The following is a 17604-nucleotide window of genomic DNA, read 5'->3' as shown; positions in this document are numbered from 1 at the left end:
CTCTATTAATGAGAATGATTTTGCTGAATAACTTGACCACAGGTTGGACAAACACCGTCTTTTTTGATGAGTTCGTCATACTCAGCTTGAAGCTTCGTAAGCTCACTCTTTTTTGACTCTACAAATTGCTGACCATCTTTTAATCGTCTATTTACTTCTTTGTATTCTAGTTGCTTTGCTTTTATCCATTGATAGCTTTGTAATTTCGTAGATATCTCATCAACAACCTCGCGAGCTTGCTCGGATTGCATAAACGATTGCTTCTTATTCTCTTGATCTCGTACCTGTCGCTCCATTGCAATCAGACGGTCGTGTAACACAATGAATTGTTGTCGTCTTTGCTCTAAATGCTTCAGACGGTCTTGCCAATCTACATCGATCTCCTGAATAAAATGAGTTTGATTTTTTACTTTTTGTGCTTTTTCTTTGATTTGAATCATTTTTGTATACTGGTGGTGCAAATGACGTAGCTTGCTTGTCTTTTTCTGCATTTCATCACTTTGATTATAGGCTTGATTCATTTGATCTAGTGCTTCTGTCTTTTTAAGATGATGCTGCACCTTTGACCATTGCTGTTGATGTGTTTCAAGTAAAAGCTTTTGCTTCTTTAATGAAGTATATCGTAAACTCGTCAGCTGTAAGGATTGGAATAAAAACTCCATTCTTGGAAGCTGCTCCACACTTTTCAGCTGCCTTTCAGTTGTTTCTTTAGCAGCATGTATCACCTGGAGGGAAGAGCTGGTTTTTAACAGTTGTTCAAGCCTTAATTGCTTTCTTTTTAATTCGTCTACTTGATTAAATGCATGCTGAAGCGTTTCTCCCATTTTTTCTATATCTTTAAATGGCTCTAAATCTACTTTAAGCTGTTCCGTTTGTTCCTCGCTCCATTTTTTGCTTTGATTAAGTGAGGAAAGATCACGAGAGGTTTCTCGAATCGCTGCATCTATGTAATGAGCGCCACTAATTCGTCCGATGGTTTTTGCTCTCATCGAACCCGCTTGTTCAAGCAAAAATGGTCCGTCTAACTGCTGGGCTAAGTGAATCGTTAACTCGTGATCCCTATCTATTTTTAATGGACGCATATGATGCAAGTCCAATACCTCTTCCGGAACCTGATTTCCGAAACTTTCATAGATTTGTCGTTCTTCACCCTGCTTTTCAGTCATATAACGATTCTTTGAGGCTGTCCGCTCCCGTATTAACGTATCACCGTTATCAAATCGAATAGTCACTCGTACAAAGTCACTACCCGCTCGGATAAAGTCGGTTCCGCGAGGCTGATTAAAAAGCGCCCAGCGAATGCCTCGAATGACTGCTGTTTTTCCACTATCTGATTGGCCGATTAACACATTTAATCCGTCCGTAAAGGAAAATTCTGAATCAAGATGCGACTGGAAATTTTCAAGACGTACGCTTGCTATGTTAGCCATCAATATCGCCTCCCCAGCTTTCCTCAACTTGTGTCATCCGACGTAACGCTTCTTGCTTTACCCTCTCCTCTACATTTGAAAGGGAAGCAAGTTCTCGGATAATATCATTCATGTGCAAATGTTTAAATTCACTTTGTTCTTTTACCTGCTGCACAAAGGCATGAAGTTTTTCTTCCTGATCTAACGCTTTTTCTACGTAGGTTCGATCTAAAACCTCTTCTCCTTTTTTGGCTGTTGTTAAAACTCGTTCCTCCAGAGTAATCCCCTGTTTCGTAACATGTCCAATTACAACCTTTGGAAAACGGTTCAGCTCCATCCAATGATTATTGATTCTTGAAATAGCACCTGGATTACAAATAAACTTCCCATCGCGCTCCTTAATGCCAAAGCCTCCATGAAAATGGCCGGTTAGAATGACATCAGCCGGACTACTCCATATGTGATCAACTAATGTATAAGGGATGCCTTCGGGTAATGCTTTTTCAACAAGCATACTGTGCACAAGGTGAATCATATAATCTGCATTATGTTGGTTCATAGGGTAATAGTCTAGCTTCACATCTCGTTGATCTAGGTCATAATGATAAGGCTGACCAGAAATCTGTACCCTTACTCCATTCTTCTCGATTAGCAGTGGTTCATTCGGATGAATGATTGTCATAATACCAAATGAGTCTAATAGTCCAAGCATCGTACGTGAAATGGTTTCTGGGTTATGCCCAAATGTATCATGGTTACCTGATATCGCATAAATGGGAATCTGTGCTGAGCGAAACAACCTAGCAAACTGTCCTACGACATTGGGAGAGAGGTCGGGGCGATCAAACACATCCCCGCCGTGCAGCATGACATCTACTTGTTCTTTTTGAGCGATGTCAATCACTTCAGACAATTTATCCTTAATTGTTTCAGAAAACGTATCGAGTCTATTTTTGGGTGTCGTACCGCGTATATGTGTATCTGTAAAATATAAAAATTTCATTCCGTTTCACCTCAAAAACTGAAAAGAATAAGCACCAGTACGGTGCTTATTCAACTCATTTCTTATTTCAGATCCAATGGTACATCTTCAAATTCCTCTTCAGTAGGAGCTGGAGCATCATTGCTTCCATCTAATCCGTGATGAGCACGAATTAACCCCTCAATCTCTGCCATCATTTCAGGATTCTCACGCAAGAAAATCTTCGAATTCTCACGTCCTTGACCAATACGTTCATCTTTAAATGAGTACCATGCCCCACTCTTTAAAACAATATCCAGATCAGCCGCAATATCAAGAACAGATCCTTGCTTTGAAATGCCTTCTCCATACATGATGTCTACTTCAGCTTGTTTAAATGGAGGTGCCACTTTGTTTTTAACAATTTTAATTCTTGTTTTGTTCCCAACCATGTCATTACCCTGTTTTAATGTTTCAGCACGACGTACTTCTAGTCTCACAGATGAGTAGAATTTAAGTGCACGACCACCAGGCGTCGTTTCCGGGTTCCCAAACATTACACCAATTTTCTCACGAATCTGGTTAATGAATAACGCAATCGTTTTTGATTTACTAATCGCACCTGAAAGCTTACGAAGGGCCTGTGACATTAAACGCGCCTGAAGACCGACATGACTATCTCCCATGTCCCCTTCAATCTCAGCCTTAGGAACAAGTGCCGCCACACTATCTACTACAATAATATCAACTGCACCACTACGTACAAGTGCTTCTGCTATCTCAAGAGCCTGTTCCCCTGTGTCCGGCTGTGAAAGAAGTAATTCTTCAACATTTACACCAAGCTTCTGTGCATAGATTGGATCAAGAGCGTGCTCAGCATCAATAAACGCGGCTGTTCCTCCATTTGCTTGAACCTCAGCAATCGCATGAAGTGACACGGTGGTTTTACCTGAGGATTCCGGACCGTATACTTCAATAATTCGACCTCTTGGATATCCACCTACTCCTAATGCAATATCCAAAGCTAATGAACCACTGGAGATTGTAGATACACGTTGATCCGTTTGATCTCCTAATTTCATAATTGATCCTTTACCAAATTGCTTTTCAATTTGGCGAAGGGCCATATCTAATGCTGCTTTACGATCGCTCATATCAATCTCTCCTCTATTTATCAACTCATACATGGATTCAAGCTATAAACTATTTCTTTAATCTTCTGCTCTATCATAACTCGTTTTTTGAGATTTGCCAATAGAAAACCGAACATTTATTCGCATTTTTTTCAAACAGACAGAGTGGGGCTATTTTAAAGGGGGAAAATTTACGAGCACTTAGAAATATATACCTGTTGGTGAGGTAATAAATGCAGCCAAGCTTAGAACTAAGCTGCATTTATACAATTTAACGGGAGGTTGTGTTATTACGATTTGTTCTTTTCGGGCGAGGTTTAGCTGGCTCCAGATTAATCCTAGCACCATTAATCCGTGAGTAGCGAAGGGCTTCATATACAAATGGAGCAGATTCTTCAGGAACATCTACAAACGTAAAATTCTCAAAGATATCTATTCGACCAATACTCTGCACCGGAATTCCTACTAGTCTGGAAATTTCATCAGAAAGAATTTTTGGCGTTAGCTTGACGTTTCGGCCCACGTTAATGAAGAAACGAATCATGCCAGGCGCTCCACCCGTCTCACCGAATTGATAGCCCGGTTCGTCGGTACTAGATTCTGTTGAGAATTGAAGCTTTAGTAAAGCCCTAACTATGTCTTCCGCTGGATAGCTTGCGAGTAGTTCTTCTACAAGAGGACCAAAAAGCTCCTTATCCTCTTCTTTAGATTGAATCGTATCAATCACAAGCTTCTTCCAAGAGTTTTGCTGCTTCTCAACCACCTCTTCAAGAGTTGGAACAGCATGAGATGGAATCGACATCTTAATTTCTTGCTCAATGGAACGAAGATGCTTCATCTCTCTAGGCGTAACAAGTGTTAATGCAAGTCCTGTTCGTCCGGCACGACCTGTTCGACCAATCCGGTGAACATAGCTCTCAGGATCCTGAGGAATATCGTAATTAATAACATGACTAACATTTTGCACGTCAATGCCTCTTGCTGCCACATCAGTCGCAATTAAAAACTCAATAGAGGAATCACGAAACTTTTTCATGACAACATCTCGTTGAGCTTGAGATAAATCCCCATGCAGTCCATCCGCTAAATAACCACGAGCCTGAAGTGCTTCTGTTAATTCTGCTACCCCTTTTTTTGTGCGGCAGAAAAGAATACCCAGTTCAACATCGTCGCTATCAATAATACGACAGAGTGAATCCACTTTGTTTCTTTCTAACACTTTAAAGTATCTCTGTTCAATAAGAGGCGCTGTTACCTCCCCTTTATTAATTGTTAAAGTTTTGGGATGACTCATGTACTTGCGAGATAGCTTACGAATAGCATGGGGCATCGTCGCTGAGAACAGTAGCGTCTGGCGCTCTGTATTCACTTGGCCGAGGATCGTCTCGATATCTTCAACAAACCCCATATCAAGCATTTCATCTGCTTCATCCAAAACCACCGTATGAACTCGATCTAGCTTCAAAGTCTTGCGTCTTAAATGGTCCAAGATTCGCCCAGGCGTACCAATAATCACATGTACACCTTGTTTCAAAGCACGAATTTGATGACCGATTGACTGCCCTCCATATATGGGAAGAGTGCGAATTCGTTTGTGTACAGAAAGCTTTTGTAGCTCTCCAGAAACTTGAATCGCTAACTCTCGTGTAGGCGTCAGAATTAATGCTTGAATGTAAGGCTCATTGGTTACCTTGTCGACTACTGGGATTCCAAACGCAGCTGTTTTGCCCGTACCTGTCTGTGCCTGACCAATTACATCGCCCCCTTCAAGAATGGCAGGGATAGCCTTTTCTTGAATTGGAGATGGTTCTTCAAAGCCCATGTCTTGAATGGCTTTTTTAATTGGTTCTGAAATCTTGAAATCTGTAAAATACGTCATTGTGTTGCATTCCACCTTTTTAATTCGTTCAACAAGTAGAAGCAGCTATACTTTATTGCACGCTCTCGAATGGCTTGACGGTTTCCACTAAGCGACAGAGGAAAAACAAGCACTTCCTCTTTAAATCCGGCTATACCGATATAGGCAGTACCCGGTTCTTTCCCTTCTTGTGGATCGGGTCCAGCCACCCCCGTAAAAGAAACGCCAATATCAGAAGAAAAAAGTTTTCGAACATTTTCTGCCATTTCCATTGCGCATGCTTCACTTACTACCCCACTCTGTCTTATCGTTTCTTTCGACACCTGTAGCATATTCTCCTTCACCTCTGAAGAATAAGCTGTGAGCCCTCCAGAAAAAATCTCAGAAGCGCCTTTATATGATGTAAGTCCGGCTGTAAACATCCCAGCCGTGAAACTTTCTGCCGCAGAAATTGATTGCCCTGCTCTCTTTAATTGGATGGCTAGCTGTTCCATTAAACCTATTTCTCCATACCCGTAAAAGAATTCTCCTACACGTTTTTGGATCAACTGCTCCGTTTCATCCAGCATCCGCTCCGCTTCATCTGCATCTGTATGCTTCACTGTTAACCGCAGCTTTACTTCCCCATTGCCGGCAAGCGGGGCAATCGTTGGGTTTATTTGGGCATCAATTAAATCCTCTAGATCTGTTTCAAGCTGTGATTCTCCAATGCCAAAATAGCGAAGAACCCGTGAAGTAATTGCCGTTCCAGAGCCATCAAGTAACCGAGGCTTTAATTCCAGCTCAAACATAGGCTGCATTTCTCTTGGCGGCCCGGGCATAAGAACCAACGTACATTTCTCCGTTTCAAGCAGCATTCCTGGTGCCATTCCTGTGTGGTTTGTTAAAACCGTGGAGCCTTCTATAACAAGCGCCTGCTTCTTATTATTAGGAGTCATTGGTCGCTTACGTTTTTCAAAAAAATCTGTAATGGATTGCAGAGCTTTTTCATCGTGCACTAAGGTTCTCCCACAAAAAGCAGCTGCTGTTTCTTTGGTTAGATCATCCTTTGTTGGACCTAAGCCACCGGTTAAAATGACTATGTCAGCGCGCTCGGCAGCAAGCTCCAATGAGTTAGCAAGTCTTTTTTCGTTATCACCAACTACAGTATGTACATACACATCTATCCCTATCTCTGCCAACTGTTTAGACAAATATTGAGCATTTGTATTTGTTATTTGACCAAGTAGTAATTCTGATCCTACAGCAATAATTTCAGCGTTCATTCGATGACCTCCTCATTACTTTGATTTCAAAAGAACATGCTTGCTTTTTAAAAAGTAATCAACTCCGGAGACAATGGTTAGAATGGTTGCAATCCAAATTGAAATTTGATCAAGTGGGATGGACAGTGCTGAGAATGGCACATTATGAAGCAAACAAATTGAAATAGCCACAATCTGTGAGGCTGTTTTCCACTTTGCCAATTGGCTTGCAGCAATCACATCACCATCTGCTGCAGCTACAAGTCGAATACCTGTTACAGCAAATTCGCGACTTAAAATGACAATGACCATCCATGCAGCAACAACCCCTGCCTCAACTAGTCCAATTAGTGCAGCAGTGACCAATAGTTTATCTGCAAGTGGATCTAGAAATTTTCCGAAGTTTGTAATTAGATTTAACTTCCTCGCATAATAACCGTCTAACCAATCTGTTGCTGAGGCAATAATAAAGATCAGTGCAGCAATAAGATTAGACACCGTAAGCTCGGTACCATAAAACTCAATAACTCCAAATGGCCAATCAATTAATAAAAATAGCATAAAAACAGGAATTAAAAAAATACGTGAAACGGTAATCTTATTTGGCAGATTCAAACCTAGCCCCTTCTTTCTATACAAAAATTCGTTTAACGTTTCCAGATTCTTAACCTCATAAGGGGTTATCACCTGACCATTGTATCATATCCTTCCCGCAAACGTTAAAGCATAGTCTTTATAGCAGTATTTCATAGATATCAAAGGATTAAGCAGCCTTAATGATGCTCAAGCATAAACCACGCTTCCAAGGCAGGGTCCAAGCTCCTCACATCGTGTGAAATACGAAAATCCGGACTCATACACAGTGTTCATGTGATGGTCCGGATTTGCTTTTGACTATTTTTAATTAAGGGTTAAAGGTGATATCCAGCTTCTGATGAACAGCATCTAGTGGCATGTCAACTTCTTCCCCATTAATGGTGACGATCGCATTTTGTGAAGCACCTAAGTTAATTAAAACTGATTCTTCTTCACTAAGGTCTTCTATGATTTCGTCATCCGCATTCAACGTGCTTGGTGAAACAATAAAATCCCCATCTGCATTGCGAATATCTACACTACATGCACCTGTAAAATCGATCGTTAATTGAAATTCCGAAGCGTCAAGCTCTAGAAAAGAGGTGTTGCCTGAGCTTTCATTCAGCGTCAACTCGCTCGTTTGTTCCTCATCTTCTTCATTTGAGCCTGTTTCTTCATTATCAGCAGCGTCATCATCAGCTGCTCCATCTTCATCTCCAGTGGCATCATCATCAGTTGTTGTTTCATCATCTGAATCTGGCTGCTCTCCAAAGTCAGCATCGATTGATGGCTCATCATCGTTAATGACCGGATCATTGCTACCTGAAAAGTTGCTTTGGAAGATATACACAGCAACGATAATAACGATTAAGAAAAGGATAGCCGCTACTACGGGCAAGATAGAAAAGGCACGAGGCTGACGTTTCGGCGGATCAGGAATTGGTTTACGCCTCTCTGATCTTGACGGAATATTCTCAGCTTCCTTGCTTGGCTGTGGCAGCTCGTTTTTATATTGTTCAAGAAGCTCAGCAGCATCTAAACCAACTGCCTCTGCATACGTTTTAACAAATGCTCGTGCATAAAATAATCCCGGTAATGAATCAAAACGACCTTCTTCAATCGCAGTTAGATACCGCTTTTGAATTTTAGTCGTTCGTTGCAAATCTTCAAGAGATAATCCCTTATCCTCCCGTGCTTGCTTTAACTGTAAACCTAAATCTGACATTCTAACACCTACCTACACCTTTAGCTAATATCAAAGGAAGAGAATCCAGGTTCTACCACATCATACGTGATTTTCTCGTTCTCATCATTTCTTAATTCTATGATACAATCAAAATCTTCTAATTCATACTCGGTTTCTCTCACAAAAATGTCCGGATGCTCTACGACTTTTACAACCGGCTGCCTCATAACCTCAGCAACCAATGTTCTATGCTTCTCTGTTGATCTCATCGTAGAAACAATACCATCAATAATAAAGATATGGTCTCCACCAAGCTCGTCCTCTGCTAGTTGACTGCGCACAGTTTGCCTCAGTAGAGTTGAGGAGATAAAGGACCAACGTTTATTAGCACACACACTCGCTGCGACAACTGATTCGGTTTTTCCTACACGAGGCATTCCCCGTATTCCTACAAGATAATGACCGTCCCGCTTATAGAGCTCAGCCATAAAGTCAACTAATAAGCCCAATTCTCGACGAATGAAACGAAACGTTTTTCGTTCTGCAGCGTCACGCTCAATATATCGACCATGACGGATCGCAAGCCGGTCTCTCACCCTTGGCTCACGAAACTTTGTTACAGACACACTGCCTATTGTATGTAAGATTGCTTTAAATCTTTCTACTTGATCGTCGCTGTCACTACTAAGCAACATACCGCGGCGACTGTCGTCAATGCCGTTGATCGTCATTATATTAATAGAAAGCATACCCAACAACGAAGAAATATCACCAAGAATCCCTGGTCTGTTCTCCAGTAATTGATATTCAAAATACCATTCCTTCATACTAACCCACACCGCCTTTGTCCTATCAAAGTGGTCTTTCGTACAATCTGACAAATTAAGCTAAAAAATTCATTACTTTTGTTAATGATAATGGATTTTTAACGCAAATGAAAGGATTTTTGTAATAGCTTATTATTTTCTTTATTCTTACACATCGATCCGACAAAAAAAGCGCCGCTACATTTCATAACGGCGCAAGGCTTTAGGTCTACTACTTATTTGTGATCGACAAGTTTAACCATCATATTAGCAATAGCATGCTGTTCTTCTTTATCTGCTACTTTCCAAAGCTCAGCTAGAACTCTCTCTTGATCATTTTTAGGCTCAACTTGACTGGCAAGGTACTCACCAACCTGGTAAGCAACGTCTGAGATAACCTCATCCGATAATCCTTTTTCTTGCGCCTGATCCAAACGACCGTCTAAAAATTCCTTCCAGTGATCCCAATTATCTACAACAGACATGGTTTCATTCCTCCTTAAATTGTACTACAGCCTTAGCTTTCGTCATTTGTACAATTTTATGCAGAAAAATTCACCATTAATTCCAAGCACCATTAACCTCGATGATTTGTCCATTTATATAGTCAGCACGATTACTTGCAAGAAATGAAACAGTCTCAGCAATGTCTGTGGGGCTACCTAATCTACCAGCCGGAATGTCGAGCTTTAATGCTTCAAGCTCCTCAGATGAATAGACGGCAAGCATACTCGTGTCTATGGCACCTGGCGCCACAGCATTAACTTGAACACCACTTAATGCCACTTCTTTGGCCAAGCTTTTTATAAATCCATTTAGTCCAGCCTTAGCCGTTGAATAGAGTACTTCATTAGAAGCACCAATCACTCCCCAAATAGAAGATAGACCGATTACCTTCCCGGACTGCTGATTAATCATAGTCGGTAGCAAAGCTCGAGTAATTTTTATAGGGTTAAACAAATGAACCATCATTACATCCATTAGCTCATCATCTGTCGTTTGGGTAAACAGACCCTGCAAAGAATGCCCAGCAACATGAATGATAATATCTACCGGGGTAAATAGCTGCTCTACAAGCTTAGCAGCCCCCTCTGTCATTGTAAGATCAGCCTGGAGACAGAACGCTTCTGCCCCCGCAGCTTCACACTGCTTTCTGACTTCTTCAGCACGCTCGTTATTCTTGTGATAATGCAAATACATAATATACCCCGGGTTTGCGAGCTTTTCGGCAATAGCCGCGCCAATATCACCAGAAGCTCCTGTAATCAGGACTCTCATGTATGTGCGCGTACCTGACACACAGTAGAACGCTGAAGCTGAAAATGATCCTGTAGAATGAATTGAAGATCTTCCTTGGTCATAGCTTCCAACGTAGGAACAACATCAAATAAATTCATCTCATTAAACTGATACCTGGTGAACTGGGTGGCGATGAATTCTGGTGAATTTAACGACCTTAAAAATGAGCCGATTTTCTTCTTAATTGCGCGTTCCATGTTCGCTTCATTAATTTCTGAAGAAGCAAAATCCTGAACCATTTCTTTAATCTTTTGTGCAAATACATCAGGATCAGGAGAATCTCCACCTATAATGGTAAAACCAAAACCACGTTCAGCTGTATATTCATATGAAAACGTATCATCAATTAATCCAGATTGATACAAGGTTTGATAATTCTCTGAGCTTTGGCCAAACATTAAATCGAGTAATACCTTAATAGCAAGCTCACGTTTAAGTAAATCACTTCCTTGTCGCTCTGCTCCCGTCTCTTTGATACCCACTAAGCATTTAGGCGACTGTACGGGCATCTGAATCACCGTTTTGTCTTTAGCTACTTGGTCTGGTTCCTCATCAAAAAAACGTTTAATGTCTTGAGGAGGTGCAAAGCTTTTTCCTGCTTGATTCTCTTTAATCTGCTTCATAACTTCTTTTGGATCAACAGGACCCACCACAAACAAAAGTAAATTACTTGGATGGTAGAAGGTATGATAACAGGTATACAGCAACTCATCTGTGATATGTGAGATGGATTCGATGGTACCTGCAATATCAATTTTTACAGGGTGGTGTTCAAACATGTTTTCAATTGTGCCAAAATACAACCGCCAATCAGGATTATCATCATACATGGTGATTTCCTGATTAATAATTCCCTTTTCTTTTTCTACACTATCTGGCGTAAAATAAGGGTGTTGGACAAAGTTGACGAGAGTATCAAGGTTTTTAGCTACATTTGCTGTACTAGAGAACAGGTACGCTGTACTTGTAAAGCTTGTAAAAGCATTTGCGGAAGCACCTTGTTTACTAAAATCATGAAAAACGTCTCCATGCTCATCTTCAAACATCTTATGCTCTAGAAAGTGAGCAATGCCATCAGGAACTTGTAGCTCGCTCTCACCATCAATCGGAGTAAAACGGTTATCTATCGATCCGTATTTGGTTGTAATGGTGGCAAATGTTTTATTAAAGCCCTCTTTAGGGAGAACATATACTTGAAGGCCATTATCTAAAGTTTCATGATACAGCGTCTCTTGTAGCTGTTTAAACGGCATCTGGTTCATGCTTGGATCCTCCCTTCAAAAAATAAATCGTATCAAGCTCGCATTTTTTTCCCGCTTGTATGATATCTTCTTTACTAACCTGCTCTATTTGTTTAAGTAAGTCCTCCACCGTATCATCCGCAGCGCTGAGCTGTTGCCGATAATTTAATTCAATTTGACCAGAAGCGGAGTCTGCTGCTTCAAGCAATTGATTTCTAAGCATTGATTTAGTTTGGTCAATCTCAGATTCCGTGAAGTCGCCTTGCTTCATCTTTTCAAACTGCTCGTTAATGATTTCCACAGCACGATCATATTTCTCAAATTCTATACCCGCCATAACCATAAGAATGCCTTTATGGCTTTCTAGTCTGGAAGCTGCATAATAAGCCAAGCTCTCTTTCTCACGTACATTTACAAAGAGTTTAGAGTGAGTAAATCCGCCGTATAACCCGTTAAATACTTGCATCGCTGCATAGTCGCTGTCTCCATATTGAGTATGTGTACGAAAGCCCATATTTAGCTTTCCCTGCTTAATATCCTGATTCTCATGAACAACTTTAACCTCATCAACGGCTACAGGCGCGGGTACACTTACTTGCTTTTGCGGTGCAGGCTGCGAAAGCTGGAATAAGCTGTGCACTTGCTCACTTACTTGCTTTTCATCTACATCTCCAACCACATAAAGATCTATGCCATCTGTTTTTAGGATGCTTTGATAATAATCATAGAGATCCTGAGCTGTTATCGCATCGACAGATTCCTTATCGCCAAATGCCGGAATGGCATACGGCTCACCCTTACACATAACCTCAGTAGCTCTCATATTAGCGTAGCGCATTTTATCATCATAAACAGATTCAATCCGTTGCTTCAGAGTACGTTTCTCCGATTCAACGACATCCTTTGCAAAGCCGTTGTTTTCGGTAAAAGGATGAAGTAACACATCTGAAAGCACATCTAAAGCATTTCCTAAAAGTGAAGTCTTTTCCTTTAGATAGCGTTCATTTGCAACATCCATAAAAAAAGAAATCACGTGCTGTTCCCCGCTTTTACGGACATCTCCACTTAATCTTGCACCATATAAGTCATCTAAATGTACACGGAGCTTCTGTCTAGTTGGCCATTGTTTTGTACCACCTTGAAGCACATGTGGTAGGAGTGCTCTTTTTGATACAGTATCTTTTTCTAATGGCGCTCGAAGCATGACCATAAATGTTGTTGTTTTGTATTTATCTGTTTTCATCACATGGACGCGTATCCCTTGATGAGAAAACTGCTGATCCTTTTGTTCCATAATTGCCCCACATCCCTTTCCACTTATCTTTTATCCATTCATCCATCCTTCTAGTATACCATAATAAGGAATCATTCATGCCTCCTTAGAGCTTAAAAAAACATTCGTAACATGGGTTGGTAGGTCGTTATTTCAAAAATAAAAAGAACAATCCGAACCAACATGGCTCACTCCTCCATGTTACGGTTCAAATTGTTCTTATTTTGCTACATCAAAAGCTTAATCTTAAGACATATTCCGCCTACGCAGAACATGAAATTTAAATTTATCTGCCCGGAAGTAATTTTGCGAATATAGGATGGGTTGATCGTACTGATCATAATGAGTCTGATTTAATAATAGCAAGGACGCTCCAGCGTCAGATTCAAGAAGCTCGGAGACCGTTTCATGATATCCAATTGGCTCGATATAGGTCACTGCATACGTAATGGTTTTACCAATATCACTTAAAAATTGAAAAAGCGAACGTGTTTCATGAACGGAACGGTTAGCCAGCAAATGGTTTGGCACTCTATCTAAACAATAGACGACGGGCATGCCATCCGCTGTGCGTAATCGTTCTACTTGAAATACTTGCTCAAGATCGGATTCTTTAAACTGGACTTGGTCCTCGGCTGTTGCCTCGAGTACTGAATCTGATAAAAAAATGGTCCCAGGCTCCATACCTGCTTGCCGGATCATATCTGTGACACTTGATAATTCTTCAATTCCTGATGTAAGTAATGGTCGGGCGTTCACAAATGTACCTACACCATGCCGCCTGACTAATAAACCTTCATCCTCTAACAACCTTAATGCCTCACGTAAAGTCGCCCGACTAACGCCCATTTGTTTAGCAAGCTCAAATTCAGATGGAAGCTGTCGTCCTTCTTCATACTGCGCTATATCTTTTCGCAGCTTATCTATAACCTGTAAATATAGTGGTCTGTAATCGGTTTTGATCACAGTCTCTCCCCCATTCATATTTATAGCTTCCTAAGAATTTGATGCTTCATCCTCTGTTCTTGCTGTGATTAACACTTCTCTTGGTTTACTACCCTCATACTTTCCAACTACACCGCGTACTTCCATTTCATCAATTAATCGAGCCGCTCGTGTATAACCTATACGGAATCTACGTTGCAGCATCGATACCGAAGCCGTGTTCATTTCTAGAACAAGATCAACGGCTGATGAATATAACTCATCTTGAACCTCTTCACGTGGGGCTTCCGCCTCTTCTGAAGGAGTCATCTCCTCTTGGTACTGCGCTTTTTGCTGGGAAATAACAAAATTAACGACTGATTCAACCTCTTCATCGGACAAGAATGCTCCTTGAATTCGCGTTGGTTTGTTAGAGCCTACAGGCATGTACAACATGTCTCCTCGTCCCAACAGCTTCTCTGCCCCGCCGGAATCCAGAATTGTTCTTGAGTCGGTCTGAGAAGAAACACCAAAGGCAATTCTTGATGGAATATTTGCTTTTATCACACCTGTAATGACATCTACGGAAGGACGCTGAGTTGCAATAATCATATGAATGCCTGACGCTCTTGCCATCTGAGCAAGTCTAGCTATTGAGTCCTCTACATCACCAGATGCAACCATCATTAAGTCTGCAAGCTCATCAACAATAACAACAATGTAAGGTAAAAATGGCTGTTTTTCATCCCCAGCTTGATTTTGTTTTCGAATTAAATCATTGTAGCCCTCGATATTTCTCGTTCCACTATGAGAGAACAAATCATATCGACGTTCCATTTCTGCCACAACTTTTTTTAGGGCTTGAGATGCTTTTTTCGGCTCTGTTACAACCGGAGTTAATAAGTGCGGAATACCGTTATACACGTTTAGTTCAACCATTTTGGGATCAATCATCATGAGTTTAACTTCATGTGGTTTGGCTTTCATTAAAATGCTCGTAATAATTCCATTAATACAAACACTTTTTCCACTTCCAGTTGCCCCTGCCACGAGTAGATGCGGCATTTTGTTTAATGGAGCTAAAACCGGCTCCCCCGAAATGTCCCGTCCAAGACCAACAGCTAACACATGCTCTTCAGCCTTAGAAGGTGCAGAATCGAGTACCTCTCTTAAAGAGACTACCGCAACCTCCTTATTTGGTACCTCAATACCAATGGCTGACTTTCCTGGTATGGGAGCTTCGATTCTAATATCTTTTGCAGCTAATGCTAAAGCTAAATCATCGGCTAGATTCACGATTTTGCTAACCTTCACACCAACGTTTGGATTCACCTCGTATTTGGTTACGGCAGGTCCAAGATGAACCTTTGTCACACGAGCTTTTACACCAAAGCTATCAAGTGTCTGTTCAAGCTTTCTTGCATTTGAAGTGAGCTGCTGTTTTTCCTGGTGCTGACCAACTGCTGTAACAGGTTTTAATAACTCAAAAGAAGGTAGTGTATAGGCCTCATTCGTCTCACCAGCAGTGACAAGTGGACCTGGCGCAAGCTCTTCATCCTGCTCCTCTTTAGTAGGTGGGGTACCTGACTCGGATGGCTTTGCCGGTTTGTTAGGCTTCTGTTCCTCCGTTTGTTCATTATTCATTTCCTGATACGCATGCTGAGTAAAATCTACAATTTCAGGAATTCCCTCTGCCTGCGGCTCCTCAAGCTCTGGCTCGGTCTGATGAGAACGTGTTTTTTTAGGTTTTGCGTGTGTCTGTTGCTTTTTCTTTTCTTCTCGAAGAGCTCGTTCTTCCTTTAGCTTCTCTCGAGATTGTTTGCTCCATTGCAAGCTCTCTTTAAATAAAGAGCTGAAGAAATCCGCGACAGTTAGATAGGAGCTACGAAATCCTTTGCCTAACAGCTCAGATACTGATCTGCCAGTAATCAAAATTACACCAATAATGAGTAAAATGATGCATAGAAAAATCGTGCCTCCACTTGCAAATAAAAAATGACTGACTGCAAATGCAACGGCTCCAATCATACCTCCACCAAGCTCACCACTTGTACTCTGACCACTTGCCTCAAGCCAGAACAAGTCCCATGTATTTCGTATCACAGAGGTGTCATCAAAACCGCCGCTTGCACCAAGTGTCCGAAATAAACTCCAATGTCCTAGCAAGGCAAGTGATAGTACAACGGTATAAAACCCTGCCATCCGCCTTGTCCAAAAGGATGGTTTTGTCCGTTTAAACATAATAAATAATGACACAATCAATAGCCCTAGAGCCATAAGGAAAAACCATTCCCCTAGAAAGAAACGAAACAAGCGTACAAAGGCTTCACCCACACTGCCAAGTCTAGCAAGTGTAACAACCGCAATAACTAGCAATCCCAAGCCTACAATTTCATACGTTAATTGGGATTTCCAATTTGTATTTTTTCTTTTTTTTCGTCTTGCCATTATGCGGTCACCCTTCTGTCCATTCGTCTATCCTGTATATGAATAAGCAGCCAAAGAGGCTGCTTAACATGTACGATTCGATGGCTCTCATTATAGCATATTCTGGGGCGAGATCGGGTATTAAATTAGGTGATTTGTATCAACTATGGCTCCAGGCGAGTATTGTGGATGAAGATACAAGGATGGATTTCCTGAAATGAGCTGTACAACTTTGTATCTCCCTTCATCAAGCCGTTGAACAATTAAACTCCCCCCCTCAATAGGTAGGTGAAGCTGTTGTTTAAATGCTTCTTCATCGGGAGGAAAGATTTCTTCTTGAGGCATCATTGTATACAAAATCATTGTAGGATCTCCCCCTGTTTATACTCTTCTATAAGTTGGTTGAGCTTCTTCATAGCCTGTCCGATGCCTCCTACTTCATTAATAAGACCGTAGCTTACTGCATCAGAACCTATTACATTTGTGCCTATATCCCGTGTTAAATTCCCCTTTGAAAACATGAGTTCTTTAAATTTATCTTCACTGATTTCTGAATGAGCCGTAACAAACTTGATGACCCTCTCTTGCATTTTATCAAGATACTCAAATGTCTGTGGTACACCAATAACGAGCCCTGTTAAGCGAATAGGGTGAATGGTCATCGTGGCTGTTTCCGCAATAAAGGAGTAGTGAGAGGCGGTTGCAATCGGAACTCCTATGGAGTGACCTCCTCCGAGTACAAGGGTTACAGATGGTTTAGACATGGAGGCAATCATTTCTGAAATTGCAAGGCCAGCTTCTACATCTCCTCCGACTGTATTTAAAATGATGAGCAATCCTTCAATCTTACTATTTTGCTCTGCCGCAACCAACTGGGGAATGATATGTTCGTATTTTGTCGTTTTATTCTGAGGTGGTAATTGCATATGGCCTTCAATTTGCCCGATAACGACCAGGCAATGAATATTGGATGCTTCCATTTCTGGCACATTTGTTTGACCTAGCTCTTGAATTTTTTCAACAAGTGACGATTTTTTTTCATCCTGATTCGGCTGTGTCTCCGGCTGTCCTGGTTTCTCACTCATATCCTTCACTCTCCTTCATGTTCTCATAGCCGTAGTATGTTCGATAAGGTGATGCCTCATACTTTATGAAGGACATTAGGTATGAACCATCCATGAAAGGAGACCACAAAAAAAGTCATGTATGAATGAGCTGAATGGCGCCGCTACAGGAGAACCCTTCGCACCCGCAAGAACGGCCTCAG

Annotated in this window: 16 protein-coding genes; all 16 read right to left on the bottom strand. The window is 41.2% G+C overall.

The features are described 5' to 3' along the window. Positions 1-5: 5 nt before the first annotated feature. Positions 6-1430: an AAA family ATPase gene (locus tag FN960_RS11795; protein WP_143848922.1), complete on the bottom strand. Its 1425-nt coding sequence runs from the start codon at positions 1428-1430 to the stop codon at positions 6-8. Continuing rightward, the gene (locus FN960_RS11790; protein ID WP_143848921.1) at positions 1423-2412 is read right to left on the bottom strand and encodes a metallophosphoesterase family protein; all 990 of its coding nucleotides are present in this window, start codon (positions 2410-2412) and stop codon (positions 1423-1425) included. The genes FN960_RS11795 and FN960_RS11790 overlap by 8 nt, the downstream gene beginning before the upstream one ends. A gap of 62 nt (positions 2413-2474) precedes the next feature. After that, positions 2475-3524 (bottom strand): recombinase RecA, encoded by a 1050-nt coding sequence (recA, locus tag FN960_RS11785; RefSeq protein ID WP_143848920.1) that lies wholly within the window; start codon positions 3522-3524, stop codon positions 2475-2477. Positions 3525-3774: 250 nt separating this feature from the next. Then, the gene (locus FN960_RS11780) at positions 3775-5382 is read right to left on the bottom strand and encodes a DEAD/DEAH box helicase (RefSeq protein ID WP_143848919.1); all 1608 of its coding nucleotides are present in this window, start codon (positions 5380-5382) and stop codon (positions 3775-3777) included. Next, entirely contained in the window at positions 5379-6626 is a 1248-nt protein-coding gene (locus tag FN960_RS11775) for a competence/damage-inducible protein A (RefSeq protein WP_143848918.1), read from the bottom strand. Before FN960_RS11775 ends, FN960_RS11780 begins: the two co-directional genes overlap by 4 nt. Before the next feature lie 15 nt (positions 6627-6641). Further along, a complete protein-coding gene (gene pgsA / locus FN960_RS11770; RefSeq protein ID WP_143848917.1) occupies positions 6642-7220 on the bottom strand; it encodes a CDP-diacylglycerol--glycerol-3-phosphate 3-phosphatidyltransferase in 579 nt (192 codons plus the stop codon). Between the two features lie 289 nt (positions 7221-7509). Continuing rightward, positions 7510-8406 carry a helix-turn-helix domain-containing protein gene (locus FN960_RS11765; protein ID WP_143848916.1) on the bottom strand — a complete coding sequence of 299 codons (897 nt, stop codon included), beginning with the start codon at positions 8404-8406 and terminating at the stop codon, positions 7510-7512. A gap of 20 nt (positions 8407-8426) precedes the next feature. After that, positions 8427-9194, bottom strand: a complete 768-nt coding sequence (locus FN960_RS11760; RefSeq protein ID WP_143848915.1) for a DUF3388 domain-containing protein — start codon at positions 9192-9194, stop codon at positions 8427-8429. Between the two features lie 215 nt (positions 9195-9409). Further along, the gene (locus tag FN960_RS11755) at positions 9410-9658 is read right to left on the bottom strand and encodes a DUF3243 domain-containing protein (protein WP_143848914.1); all 249 of its coding nucleotides are present in this window, start codon (positions 9656-9658) and stop codon (positions 9410-9412) included. Positions 9659-9734: 76 nt separating this feature from the next. After that, positions 9735-10451, bottom strand: coding sequence for an elongation factor P 5-aminopentanone reductase (gene ymfI, locus FN960_RS11750; RefSeq protein ID WP_143848913.1), 717 nt, complete (start codon positions 10449-10451; stop codon positions 9735-9737). Further along, on the bottom strand, positions 10448-11734 hold the full coding sequence (yfmH, locus tag FN960_RS11745; protein WP_143848912.1) for an EF-P 5-aminopentanol modification-associated protein YfmH: 1287 nt from the start codon (positions 11732-11734) through the stop codon (positions 10448-10450). Before yfmH ends, ymfI begins: the two co-directional genes overlap by 4 nt. After that, positions 11715-13007: an EF-P 5-aminopentanol modification-associated protein YfmF gene (gene yfmF / locus FN960_RS11740; RefSeq protein WP_143848911.1), complete on the bottom strand. Its 1293-nt coding sequence runs from the start codon at positions 13005-13007 to the stop codon at positions 11715-11717. The genes yfmH and yfmF overlap by 20 nt, the downstream gene beginning before the upstream one ends. A gap of 225 nt (positions 13008-13232) precedes the next feature. Continuing rightward, complete coding sequence (locus FN960_RS11735; RefSeq protein WP_143848965.1) at positions 13233-13952, bottom strand: GntR family transcriptional regulator; 720 nt, start codon at positions 13950-13952, stop codon at positions 13233-13235. A 30-nt stretch (positions 13953-13982) separates the two neighbouring features. Then, the gene (locus tag FN960_RS11730; RefSeq protein WP_143848910.1) at positions 13983-16358 is read right to left on the bottom strand and encodes a DNA translocase FtsK; all 2376 of its coding nucleotides are present in this window, start codon (positions 16356-16358) and stop codon (positions 13983-13985) included. 120 nt (positions 16359-16478) lie between these two features. Then, on the bottom strand, positions 16479-16700 hold the full coding sequence (locus tag FN960_RS11725) for a YlzJ-like family protein (protein ID WP_143848909.1): 222 nt from the start codon (positions 16698-16700) through the stop codon (positions 16479-16481). Beyond that, positions 16697-17422, bottom strand: a complete 726-nt coding sequence (locus FN960_RS11720) for a ClpP family protease (protein WP_143848908.1) — start codon at positions 17420-17422, stop codon at positions 16697-16699. The genes FN960_RS11725 and FN960_RS11720 overlap by 4 nt, the downstream gene beginning before the upstream one ends. Positions 17423-17604 lie beyond the last annotated feature (182 nt).

This window comes from Alkalicoccobacillus porphyridii, assembly GCF_007293315.1.
GTDB lineage: Bacteria > Bacillota > Bacilli > Bacillales > Bacillaceae_D > Alkalicoccobacillus > Alkalicoccobacillus porphyridii.
This window is presented reverse-complemented; position numbering and strand designations above follow the sequence as displayed.

Bases quoted from the DNA above. Each gene is read 5' to 3' on its own strand.
- FN960_RS11795 (WP_143848922.1), bottom strand. From the start codon at position 1,430: ATGGCTAACATAGCAAGCGTACGTCTTGAAAATTTCCAGTCGCATCTT.
- FN960_RS11790 (WP_143848921.1), bottom strand. From the start codon at position 2,412: ATGAAATTTTTATATTTTACAGATACACATATACGCGGTACGACACCC.
- recA (WP_143848920.1), bottom strand. From the start codon at position 3,524: ATGAGCGATCGTAAAGCAGCATTAGATATGGCCCTTCGCCAAATTGAA.
- FN960_RS11780 (WP_143848919.1), bottom strand. From the start codon at position 5,382: ATGACGTATTTTACAGATTTCAAGATTTCAGAACCAATTAAAAAAGCC.
- FN960_RS11775 (WP_143848918.1), bottom strand. From the start codon at position 6,626: ATGAACGCTGAAATTATTGCTGTAGGATCAGAATTACTACTTGGTCAA.
- FN960_RS11765 (WP_143848916.1), bottom strand. From the start codon at position 8,406: ATGTCAGATTTAGGTTTACAGTTAAAGCAAGCACGGGAGGATAAGGGA.
- FN960_RS11760 (WP_143848915.1), bottom strand. From the start codon at position 9,194: ATGAAGGAATGGTATTTTGAATATCAATTACTGGAGAACAGACCAGGG.
- FN960_RS11755 (WP_143848914.1), bottom strand. From the start codon at position 9,658: ATGTCTGTTGTAGATAATTGGGATCACTGGAAGGAATTTTTAGACGGT.
- ymfI (WP_143848913.1), bottom strand. From the start codon at position 10,451: ATGAGAGTCCTGATTACAGGAGCTTCTGGTGATATTGGCGCGGCTATT.
- yfmH (WP_143848912.1), bottom strand. From the start codon at position 11,734: ATGAACCAGATGCCGTTTAAACAGCTACAAGAGACGCTGTATCATGAA.
- yfmF (WP_143848911.1), bottom strand. From the start codon at position 13,007: ATGGAACAAAAGGATCAGCAGTTTTCTCATCAAGGGATACGCGTCCAT.
- FN960_RS11730 (WP_143848910.1), bottom strand. From the start codon at position 16,358: ATGGCAAGACGAAAAAAAAGAAAAAATACAAATTGGAAATCCCAATTA.
- FN960_RS11725 (WP_143848909.1), bottom strand. From the start codon at position 16,700: ATGATTTTGTATACAATGATGCCTCAAGAAGAAATCTTTCCTCCCGAT.
- FN960_RS11720 (WP_143848908.1), bottom strand. From the start codon at position 17,422: ATGAGTGAGAAACCAGGACAGCCGGAGACACAGCCGAATCAGGATGAA.